Source organism: Arenibacter palladensis (genome assembly GCF_900129275.1).
Taxonomy (GTDB): domain Bacteria; phylum Bacteroidota; class Bacteroidia; order Flavobacteriales; family Flavobacteriaceae; genus Arenibacter; species Arenibacter palladensis.
In genome coordinates this window covers 1-19,423 of record NZ_FQUX01000015.1, presented here as the reverse complement: position 1 = coordinate 19,423, position 19,423 = coordinate 1, and the positions used below count along the sequence as shown (strand labels likewise).

At 39.6% G+C, this 19,423-nt stretch carries 17 protein-coding genes and 1 tRNA gene; 8 read left to right on the top strand and 10 right to left on the bottom strand.

Annotated elements, in window-relative coordinates:
- Positions 1-9: 9 nt before the first annotated feature.
- Positions 10-720: a GntR family transcriptional regulator gene (locus tag BUA60_RS22365; RefSeq protein ID WP_072865744.1), complete on the top strand. Its 711-nt coding sequence runs from the start codon at positions 10-12 to the stop codon at positions 718-720.
- Between the two features lie 20 nt (positions 721-740).
- Here BUA60_RS22365 and BUA60_RS22360 read toward each other — a convergent pair whose 3' ends face one another.
- The 7 genes from BUA60_RS22360 to BUA60_RS22335 all read right to left on the bottom strand — a co-directional run bounded on the left by BUA60_RS22360 (position 741) and on the right by BUA60_RS22335 (position 8,344).
- Positions 741-1,700, bottom strand: a complete 960-nt coding sequence (locus BUA60_RS22360; RefSeq protein WP_072865743.1) for a phosphotriesterase family protein — start codon at positions 1,698-1,700, stop codon at positions 741-743.
- A gap of 3 nt (positions 1,701-1,703) precedes the next feature.
- Positions 1,704-3,065 (bottom strand): FAD-dependent oxidoreductase, encoded by a 1,362-nt coding sequence (locus BUA60_RS22355; RefSeq protein WP_072865741.1) that lies wholly within the window; start codon positions 3,063-3,065, stop codon positions 1,704-1,706.
- 79 nt (positions 3,066-3,144) lie between these two features.
- Positions 3,145-3,927: a sugar isomerase domain-containing protein gene (locus tag BUA60_RS22350; protein WP_072865739.1), complete on the bottom strand. Its 783-nt coding sequence runs from the start codon at positions 3,925-3,927 to the stop codon at positions 3,145-3,147.
- Positions 3,928-3,976: 49 nt separating this feature from the next.
- Complete coding sequence (locus tag BUA60_RS22345; RefSeq protein ID WP_072865737.1) at positions 3,977-4,762, bottom strand: SDR family NAD(P)-dependent oxidoreductase; 786 nt, start codon at positions 4,760-4,762, stop codon at positions 3,977-3,979.
- Positions 4,763-4,916: 154 nt separating this feature from the next.
- Positions 4,917-6,119, bottom strand: a complete 1,203-nt coding sequence (locus tag BUA60_RS22340; RefSeq protein WP_072865735.1) for a Gfo/Idh/MocA family protein — start codon at positions 6,117-6,119, stop codon at positions 4,917-4,919.
- A gap of 485 nt (positions 6,120-6,604) precedes the next feature.
- Positions 6,605-6,778 (bottom strand): hypothetical protein, encoded by a 174-nt coding sequence (locus BUA60_RS23140; RefSeq protein WP_178347054.1) that lies wholly within the window; start codon positions 6,776-6,778, stop codon positions 6,605-6,607.
- Between the two features lie 333 nt (positions 6,779-7,111).
- A complete protein-coding gene (locus BUA60_RS22335; RefSeq protein WP_072865733.1) occupies positions 7,112-8,344 on the bottom strand; it encodes an alkaline phosphatase family protein in 1,233 nt (410 codons plus the stop codon).
- 183 nt (positions 8,345-8,527) lie between these two features.
- Between BUA60_RS22335 and BUA60_RS22330 the strand changes: the two genes are divergently transcribed.
- The 3 genes from BUA60_RS22330 (at position 8,528) to BUA60_RS22320 (ending at position 11,080) form a co-directional block, all read left to right on the top strand.
- Complete coding sequence (locus tag BUA60_RS22330) at positions 8,528-9,205, top strand: hypothetical protein (RefSeq protein ID WP_084532731.1); 678 nt, start codon at positions 8,528-8,530, stop codon at positions 9,203-9,205.
- A 95-nt stretch (positions 9,206-9,300) separates the two neighbouring features.
- Complete coding sequence (locus BUA60_RS22325) at positions 9,301-10,770, top strand: arylsulfatase (RefSeq protein WP_072865772.1); 1,470 nt, start codon at positions 9,301-9,303, stop codon at positions 10,768-10,770.
- Between the two features lie 235 nt (positions 10,771-11,005).
- Positions 11,006-11,080 (top strand) — tRNA-Val (locus BUA60_RS22320).
- Positions 11,081-11,101: 21 nt separating this feature from the next.
- On the opposite strand, the gene BUA60_RS22315 is transcribed toward BUA60_RS22320, so the two are convergent.
- Together BUA60_RS22315 and gldJ are read right to left on the bottom strand one after the other, a co-directional pair.
- Entirely contained in the window at positions 11,102-12,376 is a 1,275-nt protein-coding gene (locus tag BUA60_RS22315; RefSeq protein ID WP_072865730.1) for a UDP-N-acetylmuramoyl-tripeptide--D-alanyl-D-alanine ligase, read from the bottom strand.
- Between the two features lie 63 nt (positions 12,377-12,439).
- The gene (gene gldJ, locus BUA60_RS22310) at positions 12,440-14,104 is read right to left on the bottom strand and encodes a gliding motility lipoprotein GldJ (protein ID WP_072865728.1); all 1,665 of its coding nucleotides are present in this window, start codon (positions 14,102-14,104) and stop codon (positions 12,440-12,442) included.
- Positions 14,105-14,545: 441 nt separating this feature from the next.
- Between gldJ and porV the strand changes: the two genes are divergently transcribed.
- The 4 genes from porV to BUA60_RS22285 all read left to right on the top strand — a co-directional run bounded on the left by porV (position 14,546) and on the right by BUA60_RS22285 (position 19,101).
- On the top strand, positions 14,546-15,691 hold the full coding sequence (gene porV, locus BUA60_RS22300; protein WP_072865724.1) for a type IX secretion system outer membrane channel protein PorV: 1,146 nt from the start codon (positions 14,546-14,548) through the stop codon (positions 15,689-15,691).
- A gap of 89 nt (positions 15,692-15,780) precedes the next feature.
- Positions 15,781-16,266 (top strand): cytidine deaminase, encoded by a 486-nt coding sequence (gene cdd / locus BUA60_RS22295; RefSeq protein ID WP_072865722.1) that lies wholly within the window; start codon positions 15,781-15,783, stop codon positions 16,264-16,266.
- Between the two features lie 188 nt (positions 16,267-16,454).
- Positions 16,455-17,453, top strand: a complete 999-nt coding sequence (gene pdhA / locus BUA60_RS22290) for a pyruvate dehydrogenase (acetyl-transferring) E1 component subunit alpha (protein WP_072865720.1) — start codon at positions 16,455-16,457, stop codon at positions 17,451-17,453.
- A gap of 4 nt (positions 17,454-17,457) precedes the next feature.
- Positions 17,458-19,101 (top strand): pyruvate dehydrogenase complex dihydrolipoamide acetyltransferase, encoded by a 1,644-nt coding sequence (locus BUA60_RS22285; RefSeq protein ID WP_072865718.1) that lies wholly within the window; start codon positions 17,458-17,460, stop codon positions 19,099-19,101.
- A 59-nt stretch (positions 19,102-19,160) separates the two neighbouring features.
- On the opposite strand, the gene BUA60_RS22280 is transcribed toward BUA60_RS22285, so the two are convergent.
- The coding region (locus BUA60_RS22280; RefSeq protein WP_143153262.1) for an integrase core domain-containing protein at positions 19,161-19,423 on the bottom strand (263 nt) is incomplete at its 5' end.

The following is a 19,423-nucleotide window of genomic DNA, read 5'->3' as shown; positions in this document are numbered from 1 at the left end:
AGATAGAAAGTGGGTAAGATAAAGAAATACCATCAGATTCAAGAGTACATTAAAAAGAGGATACAAACTCAAAAATATCCCCCTGGTAGTTACTTGCCTTCGGAAAATGAATTTTGTGTGCAATTCGGTACCACTAGAACAACCGTTAGAAAGGCTTTGGACGAACTGTTGAAGGAAGGATTTATTGAGAAGGAACATGGTAAGGGCAGTAAAGTACTTGAAAGGGGAAAGTACTTGGGCCTTTTGTCGGTAAAAGGATTTTCCGGTTCTACAGATTACAAGGTAAAAACTAAGGTAACCGAAGAGCCCAAAATTGTGGCGTGGGACCCTTTAATAGTTTTTCCGTTGTCGGAAGATGAAAAAAGTTCACAATGTGTATATTTTCAAAGAGTTCGTTATATAGATGACAAACCCGTGGTTTTGGAAAACAATTGGTATGCTTTGAACGCGTTGGAGCCAATAAAGTCTAACGAATTTGTGGAGGGATCTTTCTTTAAGACCCTCAGTCAGGAATACTTAATTGAGATTATGGGTGCGGAGCAGGAGTTAAGGTCGGTAAAAGCCAGTGTGGATATCGCTAAAAAATTGGGGATTGCAGTAGGAGCCCCTATTTTACATATATCAATAAGGTTCAGAACTAGTAGGCCCAATCTTAATTTGTATGGCGATTTGTATTGTAATACTACCGAATATCCTATTCGAAATAGTTACTTTTTGTAGGTTGGCCATAGGTTTTTGTCTTATGATTTGGAAAAGGCATACAATTTTTTAGGATTGTCAAAAAAGATATTTTTATAATGCTCTTCAAGCCCCTTGGATGCTAAGAATTGGGGAATGGTTTCTAAAAGGAAATTTAAGCCTGGGCCGCCTCCATAACTTTTCCAATAGGCATTTTTTGCCATATCCATTCCCAGGGTAATTTGATCTGGATAATGGGGGAGAAGATTTTCCAAAAGGATTAGAGTATAATTAGGTTCTGCTTTTTTCCAGCGGAAGGTGCTGTCGTATTCCACCCTGACTCCCATATCCAATACTGCTTTGTTGTAGTTTATTTCTTTGGCCCGGTCCACATGGGAAAGCACCACATGTTCCAAGTTTGCTCCCAAATTTTTGAACAGTTGGGCTTGTTCCAAGGCCTGTTTTCCAAAATTGGTATGGGTTAAGATTGGTGCACCGGTTTCCAGATGTGCATTCACCACAGCCCTGAAGATTTTTTCCTGATGTTTATCTATGCGTTCGTTTCCTGTAGCCAATTTTATTAGTCCTGCTTTATGGATTGTCCGCTGTACATAAGGTCCGGAATAATCGAATTGATCAATGCCATTTTCAATATCAGCGATAAAAAGTTCAGTCAACTGATCTTCGGTATAGCTATATCTCCAATGATTTTCTGGATAGTACATTTCCAGATGTATTCCAGTTGGGACAATTATATTGACACCACTACGGCGGCTTACCTCCGCTGATTTAAATACATTGCGGCCACAATTGGCCGGCATGGTATCTACCACCGTTCTGCCTCCTTCCTTATAAAAGTTTATTAGCTCCTCTGAAATTTTATTTATATCGTTTAGTAAAAATTCAGGGTGTGCGGCTGTTACATAACTATCTTCTATAATAATGTGTTCATGGGAATAGGTGAGGCCCATTCCTGAAGTTGGCCTGTCGCCCAATATAGTTCTAAAGAATTCTTGAGACATATCTTATTTATTATTTTCCCATCCGTTCCTGGATGTATCTGCTATTTTCTGGGGCATCTCTAAAATTGCACCAACTGCGAATAAAGCATTTTGTAGTTTGTTGAAATCGATATTTTTTGCATTTTGATCTGTGTCCAAAGAGATCTTGGCTGCCAGACCTGCAGCCTGCCCCATACTCATGGTCTGAGCCATGGATCGGCAGGAAGCATGTGCATCGTGAGTTGCGGAGAAGCATCGTCCTATCACCCAAGTATTTTGGCTTTCTTTGGGTACAATTGTGCCATAGGGAACCCCGTAAGCTCCTCCTTTCGGGACATATTGCCAAAAAGTTTCCGAATCTCCCTTGTCCGATTTGCGATGGTCTTCTATTGGGGCGCCACACAGAAAAATTTGGTCCTCGAAGGTCATGGCGTTCATACAATCTTCTTTTGTAAGGCGATATTCGCCATATACCCTGCTCGTCTCCCGCACTCCAATTTGATGGGAGAGCCCTATTATCTTGGCATTTTGATATCCAGGTACTTCTGCTCTAAAAAAATCTTCAAAAATAAAGGATTGTCGGCGACCTTCTATTTCCGCCTTTGTAATTCCCTCCACATCCAAAGGGTCTAAATCCACCACTTTTACCGCCACGGTGGAAATACATTTGGGCTGACACATTTCATGTGCAGAGCCTTCTTTTCTTGGTAGACCATAAGTTCCTTTTTCATAGGCTTCAGCCATCTTCTCTTTCAACATTTTTTTTCCTCCTGCAGCTTCATATTCCTGCTGTTCTACGTTGGCCATGCGGAAGGTAGTGGTCATGCTCTGGGCTGCTTCCTTCTCGCCAGCTCGCTCATATTTAATGCCTGCCCAATGACAATAGTCCGCATCACCCGATGCATCTATTACTCTTTTAGCTATTATGGAATAAAAACCATAGCCCTTATTAAAAAATATACAAGTTGATGTTTCCCCCACTTTTTCCACTCCAACAAGTGTGGAATGATACAAAATTTGAACTCCACTTTCCTGTAAAAGACTGTCCCAAACAAGTTTTAGCTTTTCAGGATTGTAATTAACGCCTGTGCCGGCACCATAGGTATTTGGCCTTAGAAAAATATCACCGGAATGGTTTAAGGCGTTAACGATTCTATCGGGAATACCACCTACAATTTTTTTTGGAGAATCCGACGGGGTGAAAAAACCGTAAAACGTATCCAGCATCTGGGTTGAGGTACCACCCGGAAAACCATACCGCTCCACTATGGTAACTTTGTGCCTTCCATCTGAAGCTGCAATTGCTGCCGTGGAACCTGCGCTGCCACTCCCGATAATGAGGATGTCTGTTTGAAACGATTTAGTAATTACAGTAGAAAAGTTCATGTTGAAAAATAGTTAAATTCCAAAATTGGGAATCTTAGGGCAAATTTCGGATATAGGTATTGTAACATCAGTTTTCATCCTATTTATTCCCTACATTTTGATATAATTTGGCCATCAGGTGGGCATGTTCATCATAGGCGGATTCGAAAAGATCTACCGCTCGTTTTTCTCCTACGATTTTGCCACTGCTCAATACTTTTGGGGATTTGCCATTCTCATGCAAGATTTTGGCCAACTCGGCTTTTATGCAATTTATAAGTAGTACCCCGCCCAAGGTGGAGCCTGGCGCCACTGGAGAATCCAAGCCGTCCAAATAGATCATGGCATCACCCAACGGCGCCCCAGTATCCAGTACAAAATCGGCAAAATCAGTTAATTTTTTACCATCCGATTTTTTAGAAGTACTTCCTTCCAGATGAAGCTTGCTTACCAAGGCGACCACTTTTATATTTCTTTTTTGAAATTCTTCTGCCATTTCTATTGGCACTACATTGCAACCACTGGAAGATATTACCAAGGCCGTATCTTGTGGACTAGTATCAAAATTCCTTAGAATTCTAGCTGCCAATCCGGATACATTCTCAAGAAACATGGCTTGACGTTGCCCGTTGGCCCCGACTACCAAATTGTGAAAGGACAATGAAAGTTCCACAATGGGGTTGAATCCAGGAAAGGACCCGTATCTGGGCCACATTTCTTCCACCATCATACGGCTGTGGCCAGATCCAAAAAGGTGTACCATGCGTCCGCTCAGTATGGACTGGGCAAAAATTTGGGCTACTTCTTGTATATTCGATTCCTGTTCTGCCACAATGGATATGATTTCAGTTCCCTTTGCTAGATATTTTTTTGTTACGCTCATAGTTTAAATTACGCTTTTGTATTCTTTAATTGAACTCCTTCCTATATTTTTAACCGTATTGTCCCTCACTAATGCTCCAACCTCCATCTACGGCCAAAACTTGTCCGGTTATGAAATTGGAATTGGGGTGTAAGAACATTAATACAGCATTATTAATGTCCTCGGAAACCCCTGGCCGCCCTCCGTCCAAGGGTTGTTTGGTTTTGAGGAATTCTAATATTTTATCATCTTTTACCGCCCTTTGGGCCATGGGGGTAACAAACAGACTGGGAGCAATGACGTTAATTTTTATATTGTGGGTCGCGTAATAGGCGGCAATCGATTTGGAAAAACCTATTATGGCCGATTTGGCTGCAGCGTAGGCATGGGTGGTGAAATATTTTGGGGAAGGGGAGTAGCCCAACACCGATCCCATATTCAAAATGGTTCCTGGGGTTTTGTGTTCAAGAAAATAATTTATTATGCCCTGATTGGATAACATTAGGGAAGTCAGGTTAAGTTCCATGGTTTTGTTCCATCCTTCCAATGTTATTTGATCCAATGCTCCGTCACCCCACTTACGACCACTTCCGCCAGCAACGTGAAATAATCCAGTAATATATCCAAAAGTCTCATGTGTTTTTTGAATAGCCTTTTTAATGGTCTTTGGGTTGGTGGCATCACCGTCCATGCTAATGCTGTCCGGACCTAAGATTTCTTCCGCTTTTTTACAATTGGAAGGGTTTCTTCCAACCACCATTAAGTTGGCTCCTTTCGACTTTAGGGCGATGGCAGCAGCCAGACCCATCCCTGTTGTACCGCCCATTATTATGTATGTGGTGTTCTTAAAGTCCATAGTGCGTTTTAAGGTGCTCTTTTGTTTATTGGTGCTTATTTACCGTTGGTCACTTATTTTTAAATTGCCAATGTATCATTCAAATAGGCGTTTATGAAGGCTGTAATTGCTTTGTTAATAGGCTTCATTATGGTTGACTTATGCCAATAGGCACTTATTCTTTGCCATGGGTTACTTTTTGCGTAACCACGCCTGTTTGTTTGTGTCTTAATATCAATTTGGTGTCTCCGTTGGGTAAGATTTCCTCTTTTATTAGGTAATGGTCTTCGTCATGGGAATTCCATTTTTTTTGATGTTCTTCGGGTTCATCTCCCCGCCAATCCTCTAATATAACCGGCTCCCATAATTTACTTTCGGCAGATTTATAGGCGGCGTCCAATATGGCATTTACCACATAACCATCATAAAATGTTTCAAGAGGTTGCCTATTTTCTTCTATGGCATTAAACATATCGGTAAACATATGGGGGTAACCTAGTTCATGAGCTTCGTCTCCTACCGGAAATAGCCAGCCTGTATTGGATTCAGCTTTTTCTGCAACATATCCATCGCCCCCTTTTCCGGTGGTGAACATTTCGAAGCCGGTACGTAAAAAGCTATTGATCCAAATAGTGCCTTCGGTGCCCATGACCTCGTCCCTGAGGTCCATTCCCCCACGGAAAGTCCAGCTTACTTCAAACTGCCCAATGGCTCCGTTGGCATATTTTACCAGCCCAATGGCATGGTCTTCGGCTTCTATTGGATGTACTTGAGTGTCCGCCCAACACATGACTTCCAAAGGTTTTATGTTTTTGCCAATAAAATTGCGGCCAATTTCTACACAGTGGCATCCCAGATCAATGATGGCACCACCGCCGGATTTTTCCTTATCCCAAAACCAATCGCTATGTGGGCCGGGGTGGGCTTCCCTTGACTTTGTCCAAAGTACATTGCCAATTTCACCACGCTTAATGCTTGCCATAGATTTTAAGAATTTTGGGGTGTAGCATAGGTCTTCCAAATAACCCCCAAAAATCCCGGCTTTCTCTACTTGGTCCAGCATGCGCTTGGCCTCTTTGGCAGTACGCCCTAAGGGTTTGGTGCAGATTACATGTTTTTTAAATTTGGCACATACGCCAACAGCTATTTCATGAAGATGATTTGGCAGGGATATGAGGACTATTTCAACATCAGGATGTGCTATGGCTTCTTCCATAAACGTCGTGTAGTGCGGCAAGTTATAATCCCCTGCAAATCTTTTGGCGTTTTCTTCATTGCGTGAATAGACCATGACCAAATGATCTTTTCGTCTTTGGGAATGTAGGGATTCGGCATAAAATCGAGCAATAAATCCCGATCCTAACATGGCTATTTTCATATTGGTGTATTTTATTTCAATTTACCTATATGGAATCTCCTAGTGTATTATTAAGATGTTGTTTTTAGGCAACAAAATGTCATAACCTGGAAGATAGCAACAAACGGTCATTGAAAATGTGACTTAGTAAATATAATGATTTTACTTGTACGTACAAGTTTTGCAAACCAGATTAATGGGAGTGAAGGATTTGAATTTGAGTTTAGCTAAGAAAGGCTATTATTGGTAAAATGGTATGGATAAGCTGGCACTACACATTAAAGATTCTAATGGGCAGGGTACTATAGATTTTGGAAGTTATGTATAATTTAAAATAAACAAATATTACCCCGTGTTCCAAATCGGTATTCCTAGGCCTGAAGGCATATTGGGATAACAGGGTGTTTAGGATGGAAATATGCCTGTATTTAAACTTCGGATTTTCATTTGGGTGCCCCCAAAGTATATCCTATGTATGAAGGCTTAGAGTTTTTAGCTGTATAAGTTTAAAATTGACTTTTTGAGCCATCGCTAATATTTCTCTTTTCCAAATTCTGAATGGAATCCATATCCAGTGCCCGTGTTTTTTTCGAAATATACATTCCATGAAGGATTACGAAAATGGTGCCCCCTGCAAAACAAAGATTTAATACGAGTATAATGCTTATGATCTGTGACATGATAATTGATTTTTGGGTGTTATACAAATGTCGAAAATAGGGGAAGCAAAATGTTATATAATTATTTCAATAGGTTATATAATTATTCTAAAAAAAAACAGTCTAAGTTCTGGATGTGTGATCCAGTTTAATTTAAAAATTATTTAATATGAAGCTTCGGCTAGCATATCGTTTTAATTTTTAATAAAGATAGGGAGTATAAACTATTGTATAATCTGGAAATGTATAAATGGTAGGATTTTCTGCACAATCGGTTTTAAAGAAATTGGATGCTCCAAAGTTTTCGCCATCATTCCAGTGATGGTCCAATTGAACACGGTACAAGCGACGAATTTATTGAGATACCAACCAAGTATTGGAAGAATTGTGCTTTCCTTCTATCACAATTTTATAAAAACGGGAAGGATATTTGCTTACATCTATTTTGGTGCTATTACTGTTCCCCTTTACTTTTTTGATCAGTATGTAATGGTCATAAATTCCATTTTTAAAACCATTCTCCGTACTTAGGTAAATTTTGAGCTTTTTATCCTTATTGTAAGTTTTCCAGTTAAGGAATAAATTTTGGCCTTGAATATTTGCCTTTAAATCACTCACGGAAAGCGGTCCGGTAATGGGAACCCCATCAATTTCAAACACCCTGTTGCGCTCAGGGGAGATTTCCAAACTTCTGAGCATTGCTGGTAAGATATCCACTATACCTGGGGTTTCGCTCATAAAATAGTCATTTAGGTCATCGGCATCGGTTACGATCCAAGTTAGGCGTTCCCGGTCTGATTGCCCTCCGTGTCCTTTGCCAGTTTCCATGTCCCTGCCATGATCTGTAGTGATGAATATCTGCCAATTCTCGCCATGTACTTTTCTTCTGAACTCCATTGCTTTGTATATGCGTCCAATTTGTTTATCCATTATGGCAATGGCATTATGAAATTCCTCGCTATCTCCATATCGATGTCCCATGTCATCGGTATATTCAAGGTACACCCATGAAAGGTCCGGACTTTCATCCTTTATATACTTGGAGGCTTCATCTACTACCAATTCGTCTATTTTATGAATGTAAAGTCGGTCTTCGTCATGTGGAAAATTTACGGTATCTAACTCAAGGCCGTCAAAATGATAATTTAATTTTAGGAAATTGGTTTGGGGAAGACCCTCCCCAACTAATTTTGTCCTATTGTCCAACCACGTTGAGAAAATAGCTGTTTTCAATTCCGGCCTATTTTCTTTGGCATATCTGAAAACTGTCCAATAGTTGTAATTGGGATCTTTTATACTATTGCCCCATACATTGTGTTTGTTGGCCCAGGTACCGGTCAAAAGACTGTTGTATCCAACTGCGGAAATGGTAGGAGTTTCTGAATAGCCATTTTTTTCACCTCCAACATAGGCACGGGTATAACCACCTTTTATAGCTATGGCATCGAGCTGGGGTGTTTCCAATTTTTCCAATACGTCTGCAGAGATACCATCAACAATAACAAACACTATTTTGGTATTTTGTTTCTGTGCAAAGAGGTTGGGGCAATTGATAAGACTGATTAAAATGAGGATATAAAATTTCAAAAGGACTACTATTTATTGGTGTTTCTTAAGTATGTGATAGTGGTAAATTTACTTTAAATTTCACTGATTTTTATTTTGAACTGGAATTATATTGTAGATGGTAAATTCAAGGGATTAAATTTAACAACATAATCCTCTATTTGCGTAACTTGGGTTGCACCGGCAATAATAAAATCCATAATTATGAAATACAGAATTGAACTAAAAAAGTTTGAAACCATTCGTGAATTGCCCAATTCCTGGGATAATGACAATTATGTGGAACTTTTGGAGATTATGGAATTTGGGGATACGGCCACTATTCCGTCTTCAGAATTAAAGGAAATGTGTATGTTGTCCTTAACAGATTTTGAGCCCTCGGAAGCAGCGGAAATTGTTTTAAAGTATTTGTTCAAAGATAATTTGAGTAGCAGTCAGATTGCCAATCTATCACATGAAATGCTTCATGAAAAAATGTGGGAGGAGTATGCGGATTTATCATTGCACGAACAATTTTTTAATGCAGGACAATTATTGTTTCAAGCCTTTAATGGCAAATTTCCCCAGCCGGAGGCCCTAAGATTTAAACTGGAGTTGGAAGCTGCCAAAAAGGAAGATATGTCTGTGTTTAAGTCCGATTTTGAGGCATCGATCATTAGACTTTTAGTCGCGGGTATGCCTAAGAACACTTTATTGAATAGGTTGTTTTCGGAACAATTGGAAGGCCAAGCTTTTCCGGATGCAAAGGATATAATTTGGCAGTATAATAGGGAGTCGCTAGGAGATAAATCCATGGTCATAGAGGTGATTTCCTCGGTGTATTGGTTTCATGATCTTAAATTTACCGTTCCTTTTGAAGCTGAACTAACGGCTACAAACTGAAGATGATGTCAATGGGGATTGTGTTTATTGGTTTTTAATATTTCCAAGCGTGACTTATTATAATTCTCCGTATGTTTATCATAAATAAATGGGTAATGGATTTTAAAGTTGTTTTTGGATTGATGATAATTGCTGCAATGGGATTCACTTCATGTAAAATGGAAAAGAAATCTTCTGTTGTAGGTTCTGCGCAAGTTTCAAAAACAATTGGCCCGCCAAATATTATTTATATTCTTGCCGATGATTTGGGGTATGGGGATCTGAGTGTTTATGGTCAAAAAAAATTTCAAACTCCCCATATTGATAAATTGGCCGCCCAGGGAATGCTTTTTACTCAGCATTACTCCGGGAGTACTGTTTGTGCTCCGTCCAGATCGGCGCTTATGACTGGTATGCATACTGGGCATACGGTGGTTAGGGGGAATTATGGCATTAAGCCCGAAGGTCAATTTCCTATTCCCGATAGCACCCTTACCATTGCGGAAGTTTTAAAGAAAGCTGGTTATAGCACCGGTGCTTTTGGAAAATGGGGGTTGGGCTATCCAGGGTCGGAAGGTGATCCCAATAACCAAGGATTTGATACTTTTTATGGATACAATTGTCAAACGATAGGGCATAATTATTATCCCTATCATTTGTGGTCCAATCAAGACTCTATAGTGCTACCACAGAATTCCGGTACCAAAAAAGGTATTTATGCTCCTAGTCTTATTCATGAAAAGACATTACAGTTTATAGAGGAGAATAAGGATAGACCATTTTTTGCTTATGTACCATCGATAATTCCACATGCAGAGTTGGTGGCCCCAGAGGAGGTGCTGAACAGATTTAGAGGAAAGTATTGGCCAGAAAAAGTATATAAGGGAATAGATGAAGGCCCTAAGTATAAAATAGGGGGGTATGGTTCCCAAACAGAAAGTCATGCTGCCTTTGCGGCCATGGTGAGTATCTTGGACGAACAGGTAGGTGAAATTGTTCAGAAGGTAAACGATTTGGGAATAGCGGACAATACTATCATAATTTTTACGTCGGATAATGGTCCACATTTAGAGGGTGGGGCAGATCCGGATTATTTTGATAGCAATGGTATGTTAAAGGGATATAAAAGGGATTTGTACGAAGGTGGTATTCGTGTCCCTATGATGGTTAAATGGCCCAATAAGATTAAACCGGGAACCGTTACGGGCCACGTTTCGGCATTTTGGGATGTCTTTCCCACTTTGGCGGAAATTGCGGGGGTAAAGGAGACCCCAGGTTTGGATGGGATTTCCCTATTGCCCACCTTGCTAGGTAATTCCACGGAACAAAAGGAACACAAGTATTTGTATTGGGAGTTTCACGAAAAAGGGGGGAGGCAAGCAGTTAGAATGGGGGACTGGAAGGCGGTGAAGTACAATGTTCTACAGAATCCGGATGCCCGGATAGAGCTATATGATTTGTCCCAGGACACAGGAGAGGCCAATAATGTGGCCTCCGATTTTCCAGAGGTGGTTGCTGAAATGGAAAGTATTTTGGAAAGGGCCAGAACCCCTTCAGAGGTATTCAGGTTTGGGAAATCGAAATAAAGTAAAGTAGAAAGTAATGGATTCCATTCAAATTTATTAGGGGTTGATTTTATTCTTTAATAAGGTGTTGCGGAATAGTTGTGAAGTGGAAGCCTATTGCCTTTGTTTCAATAGTTGAGAAATGGATTTTGAATACCAAAGGATCAAATTATTGAAAAAAACTTTCCTAGGTTGTTTTAAACTCTTAAAATTGGTGTAATTTTGGCGGACTATTTTTTCTGTTGTTACAGAGAATGGGGTATTAGCTCAGTTGGTTTAGAGCGCTGCCTTGACAGGGCAGAGGTCACTGGTTCGAATCCAGTATGTCCCACAAAAACCTAATTTTTAAAGGTTATAATAAATCGAGTATTCTTTCCAATGCCATGCCACGGGATCCTTTTATCAAGATTGTGGCATTTTTCAAGGTTTTGTTATTAAGTGTTTCCCTAAGATGGTCAAATGACTTGAATTTACTTAAGTCACTTTTTGTCTTGAAAAAGTTTTCCCCAATTAAAAACACTTGATCAAATTGCATATTGGTGGCTATATTGGATATTTCCTGATGTTCATTTTCTGCCGTTTTTCCTAATTCGAACATGTCTCCCAAGAATGCAATCTTATAATCGGCCTTTAATTGCTGAAAGTTTTCCAAGGCGGCCTTCATACTAGTAGGGTTGGCATTATAGGCGTCCAGAATTATATGGTGGCCATTTTTTTTGATTATTTGTGAACGATTGTTTTGGGGAATGTAATTTTCAATTCCTCTTTTTATTTCGTCTAACTCAACATTAAAATATTTTCCAATTAATATTGCGGCACAGCAATTCGTGAAATTATAGCTGCCCACCAATTGGGTTGTAATTTGGATATCATCTACAGAAATTTTAACAAAAGGATCAGCGCCAACAAGTTTTATTCGAAAGAATTCACTATTGTTTTGGCTATACCCAAATTTCTTGATGACGTTAGATAGTTTTTCTTTTTGAATAGGGTCGTCCGCGTTAAAAAAAATGGATTTATCGTGGCTGGTTAAATAGTCGTACAGCTCGCTTTTGCCTTTTATTACTCCTTCCTCACTTCCAAAACCCTCCAAATGTGCTTTGCCAAAATTGGTAATATATCCAAAATCGGGCATGGCCAACTTACAAAGGAACTCTATTTCCTTAAGGTGGTTGGCACCCATCTCAACGATGGCCATTTCCGTATCCGGGGTAATGGAAAGTAGTGTTAATGGGACACCTATATGATTGTTTAAATTGCCCTTTGTAGCAATAGTTTTGTATTTTCTTGATAGAACAGCGGTAATAAGTTCTTTTGTAGTGGTTTTGCCATTACTTCCAGTAAGGCCAATTACCTTTGCTTTGCAATAATTCCTGTGAAATCGGGAAAGTTCTTGGAGTGTATTGAGTACATTATTTACCAATATGGCCTTGTCGTGGCCTGCAAATTCCTCTTCGTCAACAATGGCGTAAGATGAGCCCTTCTCAAGAGCTTGTGCGGCATAAGTGTTGCCATTAAAATTATCTCCCTTTAAGGCAAAAAATATACAATTAGGGCTTATTTTTCTAGTGTCTGTACAAACTAGGGGAAACTCTAAAAAGAGTTGGTGCAAATGTTCTATTGTCATAAAACTAAGATATAAAAAAAGCCCTTTTTAAAAAGGGCTTCTTCATATAATTATTTGCTATGCCTATTTGGCTTTCTTGCCTCTAGGGGTTTTGTTTTTTGTTTTGGATTTGGAACCTACTCTAGACATGGCACATCTAAATCCAATGTAATCTGTTGACATATACTGTGGTAGATATCTTCTTTGTGCAGGGTCTAACCAATAGGCCCTATCTCTCCATGAACCTCCTTTGAAGACTCTTACTTCATCATTGATCAAGGAAGTTCTGTTATTGGATTTGTCATAAGCTCTGATGATATTTCCTGTAGAGTCTACCTGTACCTTGCTGACAGGAGAATCATACATTTTCTTTTTATTTGTTTCATCCTCGTCCTCATCGCTAAACCTATCATAAAATCTGGTAGACCCTGGTTCACCGTCCCTGTATCCACGGTTGTCACTGGAAGAGAAGTTGGTCCTTAAGAAGGTTTCTTCCTCATCTACCGGTACCATTTTAATCTCACCTGGTAAATTTACCGCTACTACTTTACCGTTTGGCAAGGTGTCGTACACAATGGAGTCGCGAATTACATTTACTTTTCCGTCTTTTCCAATGGCTGTTTTCATATAAACGTTTCCTCGGAAATAGTTGAAGTCACTTACTTCGTCGTCTACTATAGGTCTGTAGACATCCGCAACCCATTCGGCCACGTTTCCTGCCATATCATACAATCCAAAATCATTGGGCTTGTAAGATTTAACTTCCGCGGTAATATCGGCGCCGTCATCGGACCATCCTGCAATTCCGCCGTAATCTCCTTTTCCTTGTTTGAAGTTGGCCAATTGATCTCCTCTACCAACCCTTTGTCCATTTCTGGTATAATCTCCTTCCCAAGGATATTTTTTTCTACCTCTATAGTTATTGTATTCCCTGCTTCCAATCTGTGCTTGGGCTGCATATTCCCATTCCGTCTCAGTAGGTAATCTATATTCCGGTAAAATAACCCCGGAGCTCCTTTTGGCAAAGACGGAAACTGAATCTCTTTTCTTTTTCCCTTGTAGAGAGTCTATCTGTCCATTGTATACGGATTCCGGTCTGTTTAAATAGGCTTCCGTGCTAAAACCACCTTCTGCCTCGCCATTAATTACTTTGTATTTGGCATCTTCTGAAAGATAGCCTTCTCTTTCCAGCATTACTTCATTCACACGGTCTGTCCTCCATTCTGCAAATTGGGTCGCTTGGATCCAGTTTACACCAACTACGGGATATTCGGCATAAGCCGGGTGGCGTAGATAATTATTGGTCATAGTTTCGTTGAATCCCAACCTGTTTCTCCATACCAAGGTATCTGGTAATGCACCAGTGTATATGTGTACATATTTAGGATTTTCTGGAGGATATACGCTTTTCAGATAATCCAAATATTCCAAATACATAACATTGGTAACTTCGGTCTCATCCATATAAAAAGACTGCACGTGCTGTGAGGTAGGGGTGTTGTTCCATTCGTGCATCACATCATCCTGAACCTGACCTTTTGTAAAGGTTCCTCCCTCTACAAATACTAAACCTGGTGCAGTTTCCTGCTCTTTAAAGTCTGAATTGTACTGAAATCCACCTTCCTTGGCGTTAATATTCCAGCCCGTAGCCCTTGAGACATTTTTAGAGGATGATGAGTTTTTACAGCTTGAAAAACCACCAGCTATAATAGCGCAAGAGAGTACAACTTTGATGAATTGTTTTTTCATAATTAGGACTTGAGTTCAAAGGACAAACTTCTATTTAAAGGAGTTTGCGATTCATATTTTATTAATATTTTGTGTCGCTTTCGGCATTTAGAACGATGATTAAGGCATAATATTTTGTTAAATGAAAAAAATTGATGATTTATTTAACATGCAAAGAGCATCGCTTAACATGAATAACGACTTAAAATTTAATATAGTATGGATAGTTGATAATTCTTTGTAAAATAACAAGTAAATTCAATTACTATGAAACAATTTAAGCAATGGATTATTCCTATTATATTATATCTTGATTGTAAAAAGCACTTAAATGCTCAATTTTTTTATGGTACATATAAGATATTTGGAAAATGGACGTTTGACTATAATGAACCGAGATATCTATCATTTGGGTTCTTTTGGATAACTATAGAAACCAAATCTTAATTATAACAAGTTAAAATGAAAAAATTATCAATACTTTTCTTGCTTTTCTTGGTGTTTAAAGTTGCTGCTCAGGAAGATAGGGTGATTACCACTGCTGTTCCTTTTTTAACCATTGCCGCAGATGCTAGGGCATCAGGTATGGGGGATATGGGGGTTGCCACCTCTACCGATGCTTTCTCGCAACAGTGGAATCCGGCAAAATTTGCCTTTGCCGAAAGGGAAATGGGAATAGGACTTAGTTATACACCGTATTTGGAGAGTATAATTACCGATATAGCCCTGTTAAGTGCAAATTTTCACAAGAAAATCAATGATAGAAGTGCCTTCGCCTTAAGTTTAAGGTACTTTACCTTGGGAGAAATTGAACTTAGGCAATTCGCCGGGGATCAGGCAAGATTGGCCAAACCCAACGAGTTGGCATTTGATGGTTCCTATTCTTTAAAGTTAAGCGAAACCTTTTCCATGGCTGTTGCTGGTAGGTTTATTAGCTCTAATTTAAAATTGCCTGATAACGGCAGCGAGGATTCCAAGGCGGCAAGTTCATTTGCTGTGGATGTCTCGGGGTTCTATCGTTCTAGGGAAATTGCTTATAATAGTTTTGATGGTCGTTGGAGGGCCGGTTTCAACATTTCAAATTTAGGAAGTAAACTAAAGTATGATGATGCGGGACAAGAAAATTTTCTTCCTACCAATTTGAAAGCGGGTCTAGGTTTTGATTTAATTTTGGACCAGGATAATGTGCTTGGACTTACAACTGAATTTAATAAATTATTGGTTCCTACACCACAAGATTATAACGATGACGGGGTTATTGACGGGACAGATAATGACGAATATCAGCAAACTACATTTTTTGAAGGCGTTTTTAAATCATTTGGCGATGCACCCGATGGCTTTAGTGAGGAGTTGAAAGAATTTACATGGGCACTTGGTGCTGAATATACCTACCAAAATGCATTTATGTTAAGAACTGGATATTTTAATGAGAGCGATTTAAAAGGGTCGAGAAAATTTTTCACTTTGGGTGCCGGTTTTAGATTTAAATCCGCTCAAGTAGACCTGTCTTATTTGTTCTCCACTTCCCAGGTCAGAAATCCTTTGGAGAATACACTTAGGTTTTCGCTGACATTCAATCTGGGAGAAGAATTTTTAAATGATTAATGTGCCAAAAAAATATATAGCTTATAAACAAAACCTGCCAACAAGCAGGTTTTGTTTATTTTTACAAACTTGTTTAATGCAAATTGGCTATGAAACTACGTAGGGTGGTATTTGATCTAATGGTCTATGAATCTGTGGATGAACTGGAACAGGAGGACCAAGTTTTAATGCGTGAAGCGGTAAAGGCTAGGCAGAACGCTTATTCCCCTTATTCCAAATTTAATGTTGGAGCTGCGGTATTGTTGGATAATGATGAAATTGTAATTGGCAACAATCAGGAAAATGCCTCATATCCTTCTGGTCTGTGCGCGGAGAGAGTGGCTATATTTTACGCATCCGCAAAATTTCCTGGTGTAGGTGTCAAAGCCATTGCCATAAGCGCCACTTCTAAAAATTTTGTAGTTAATAAACCTGCTGCCCCTTGTGGTAATTGTCGGCAGTCCATTTCGGAATATGAAATAAGACAAATGAGGCCTATATCAATAATTATGTCTGGGGAAACAGGAGAGATCTTAAAATGTAATTCTGTGGCCGACATACTTCCTTTGGCTTTTAACAGTACATTTCTTGAATAGGAAAAGAAGTATGGCCTTTAAATTTTAGGTATTTCTCAACTATTCCTTATTTTGTTTTATATAATAGCTTTATGCGAAGCTTTTGATTTAATTTTTTTTCCTATTGATTTATATATGTATTTTTGTTTTCCGTTTTGGTCATAAACTTGTTTTTGATTAAAGCGAATTACTACATAAATTATCAATTAATGGAAAAAATAACCAAAGAGGTCTACCTTAAATGGTATGAGGACATGCTGTTCTGGAGAAAGTTTGAAGATAAACTTGCTGCAGTCTATATTCAACAAAAAGTTCGTGGATTTTTACATCTTTACAATGGACAGGAAGCTGTTCTTGCAGGTGCATTGCATGCAATGGACCTTACCAAGGATAGAATGATTACCGCTTATAGGAATCACGTTCAGCCAATAGGTATGGGTGTTGATCCCAAAAAGGTGATGGCGGAACTTTATGGTAAAGTCACGGGAACTTCCAAAGGAATGGGTGGATCCATGCATATTTTTTCCAAAGAACATCGTTTCTATGGTGGCCATGGTATAGTTGGTGGTCAGATCCCATTGGGTGCTGGATTGGCTTTTGCTGATAAGTATTTTAAAAGGGATGCCGTAACCTTGTGTTATATGGGAGATGGGGCAGTAAGACAGGGATCGCTTCATGAAAGTTTTAACTTGGCCATGCTTTGGCAGTTGCCAGTTGTTTTTGTTTGTGAGAACAATGGTTATGCCATGGGAACATCTGTAGCTAGAACGTCCCATTCAACCGAAATCTGGAAACTGGGATTGGGATACGAAATGCCATGTGGACCAGTAGATGGAATGGATCCGGTGACGGTTGCCAAGGAAATGAGCAAGGCTATTGAGCGTGCCAGGTCTGGAGGCGGACCTACTTTTCTTGAAATGAAGACCTATAGGTACAGAGGACACTCCATGTCAGATGCCCAGCATTACAGAACCAAGGAAGAGGTGGAAGAGTACAAGAAAATAGATCCAATATCCCAAGTATTGGCTACTATAAAGGAAAACAAATATGCCACTGACGCTCAGATAAAGGAGATAGATACTAGGGTTAAAAAGTTGGTTTCTGAGTGCGAAAAATTTGCAGAGGAATCGGATTATCCACCTATAAATCAATTATATGATATGGTATACGATCAAGAGGATTATCCATTTGTACAACATAAAATATAAGTAAATGGCAGAAGTAATAAATATGCCAAGACTTAGCGATACCATGGAAGAGGGGACCGTTGCTAAGTGGCTAAAGAAAGTAGGCGACAAGATCGAAGAAGGTGATATATTGGCAGAAATCGAAACCGACAAGGCTACAATGGAGTTCGAATCTTTCAATGAAGGAACTTTATTATATATAGGTATTAAAGAAGGTGATACGGCTCCAGTAGATTCACTTTTGGCCATAATTGGTGAAAAGGGCGAAGATGTATCCGGATTGATCAATAGTGCATCTTCGGATGACAAAGAGGAAAAACAAACAGAAGCTGTAGCCGAGAAGGAAGATAAGAAGGAAGCTCCTAAAACTACGGCAACTGCTATTCCTGAAGGTGTGGAGATTGTAAAAATGCCTCGCCTTAGTGATACTATGGAAGAAGGTACCGTGGCAACATGGTTGAAAAAAGTTGGGGATGAAGTTGAAGAAGGAGACATTCTTGCAGAAATTGAGACCGATAAGGCTACAATGGAGTTTGAATCTTTCTATTCGGGTACCCTGTTGTACGTAGGAATCAATGAAGGGGAAACTGCACCTGTAGATTCTGTTCTTGCCGTTATAGGTCCCAATGGGACGGATGTTGATGCTGTATTGAGTGCGGGATCAGGTTCCGATTCTGAAGAAGAAAGTGCACCTGCAGAAGCCAAGAAGGCTGAAGCTTCTTCCAGTAATGGTCAGGAATCTGCACCTATTGCTGCCAATGATGGCCAAAGGATTTTTGCATCGCCATTGGCCAAGAAAATTGCCCAGGATAAGGGAATAAATCTTGAGGATGTTAAAGGTAGTGGTGATCAGGGAAGGATTATAAAGAAAGATATCGAAGAATATCAGCCAAAACAAAAAGCTGCCGAGAAAGCAATTCCTGCCCAGGAAAAGGCTTCCTCCCCACAAGCGGCTGTTGCGGCTCCAATCAATTTACCGGTAGGGCAAGAAGGGACTGAGGAAGTGAAGAATTCTCAAATGCGTAAGGTTATTGCCAAACGTTTGGGAGAATCAAAGTTTTCCGCTCCACATTACTATTTAACCATAGAGGTCGATATGGATTATGCCAAGACCTCAAGAGAGCAGATCAATGGTTTGCCAGATACCAAGGTGTCCTTTAATGATATGGTGGTTAAGGCGTGTGCTATGGCGTTAAAAAAGCATCCACAGGTAAATACCTCATGGAACAATGAGACTACTCGTTATAATCAACATGTACATATAGGGGTAGCGGTTGCAGTTGAAGACGGACTTTTGGTTCCTGTTCTTAAATTTGCAGACCAGATGACACTGACCCAAATTGGGGCTTCAGTGAAGGATTTGGCAGGCAAGGCAAGAAATAAGAAAATTAGTCCTGCGGAAATGGAAGGCAGTACTTTTACCGTTTCCAATTTAGGGATGTTTGGTATTACCGAATTTACCTCTATCATAAACCAGCCCAATTCTGCAATATTATCTGTAGGAGCCATTGTCCAAAAGCCAGTGGTTAGAAATGGCCAGATCGTGGTTGGCAATACCATGAAGGTAACATTGGCTTGCGATCACCGAACGGTGGATGGTGCTACTGGAGCTCAATTTTTGCAAACACTTAGAGCGTATTTGGAGAATCCGGTTACCATGTTGGCTTAAATCGAATACTTTAAAATGAGTCGTCCTAAAATAGGTTGACGGTTTTTAAAGAATATATATTAGACCTGTGAATTTAACTTCACAGGTTTTTTGTTATGTATAAAATTAGGTGTTTTATAATTAAGGCTCAAATGTGGTCTTCTGTTGTTGTATGTATTGATGGAATCTACAATGAGTTGCTTTAAATCTTTACCGTTGTTACATTTATATATTAAGAATTCCCCTTTCAATATCCCATTGATCCGCTCGGCCAGTGCATTCTGGTAGCAGTCATATCCATCGGTCATCGATGGGGTGATATGGCTGCGCCGGAGCTCCTCTT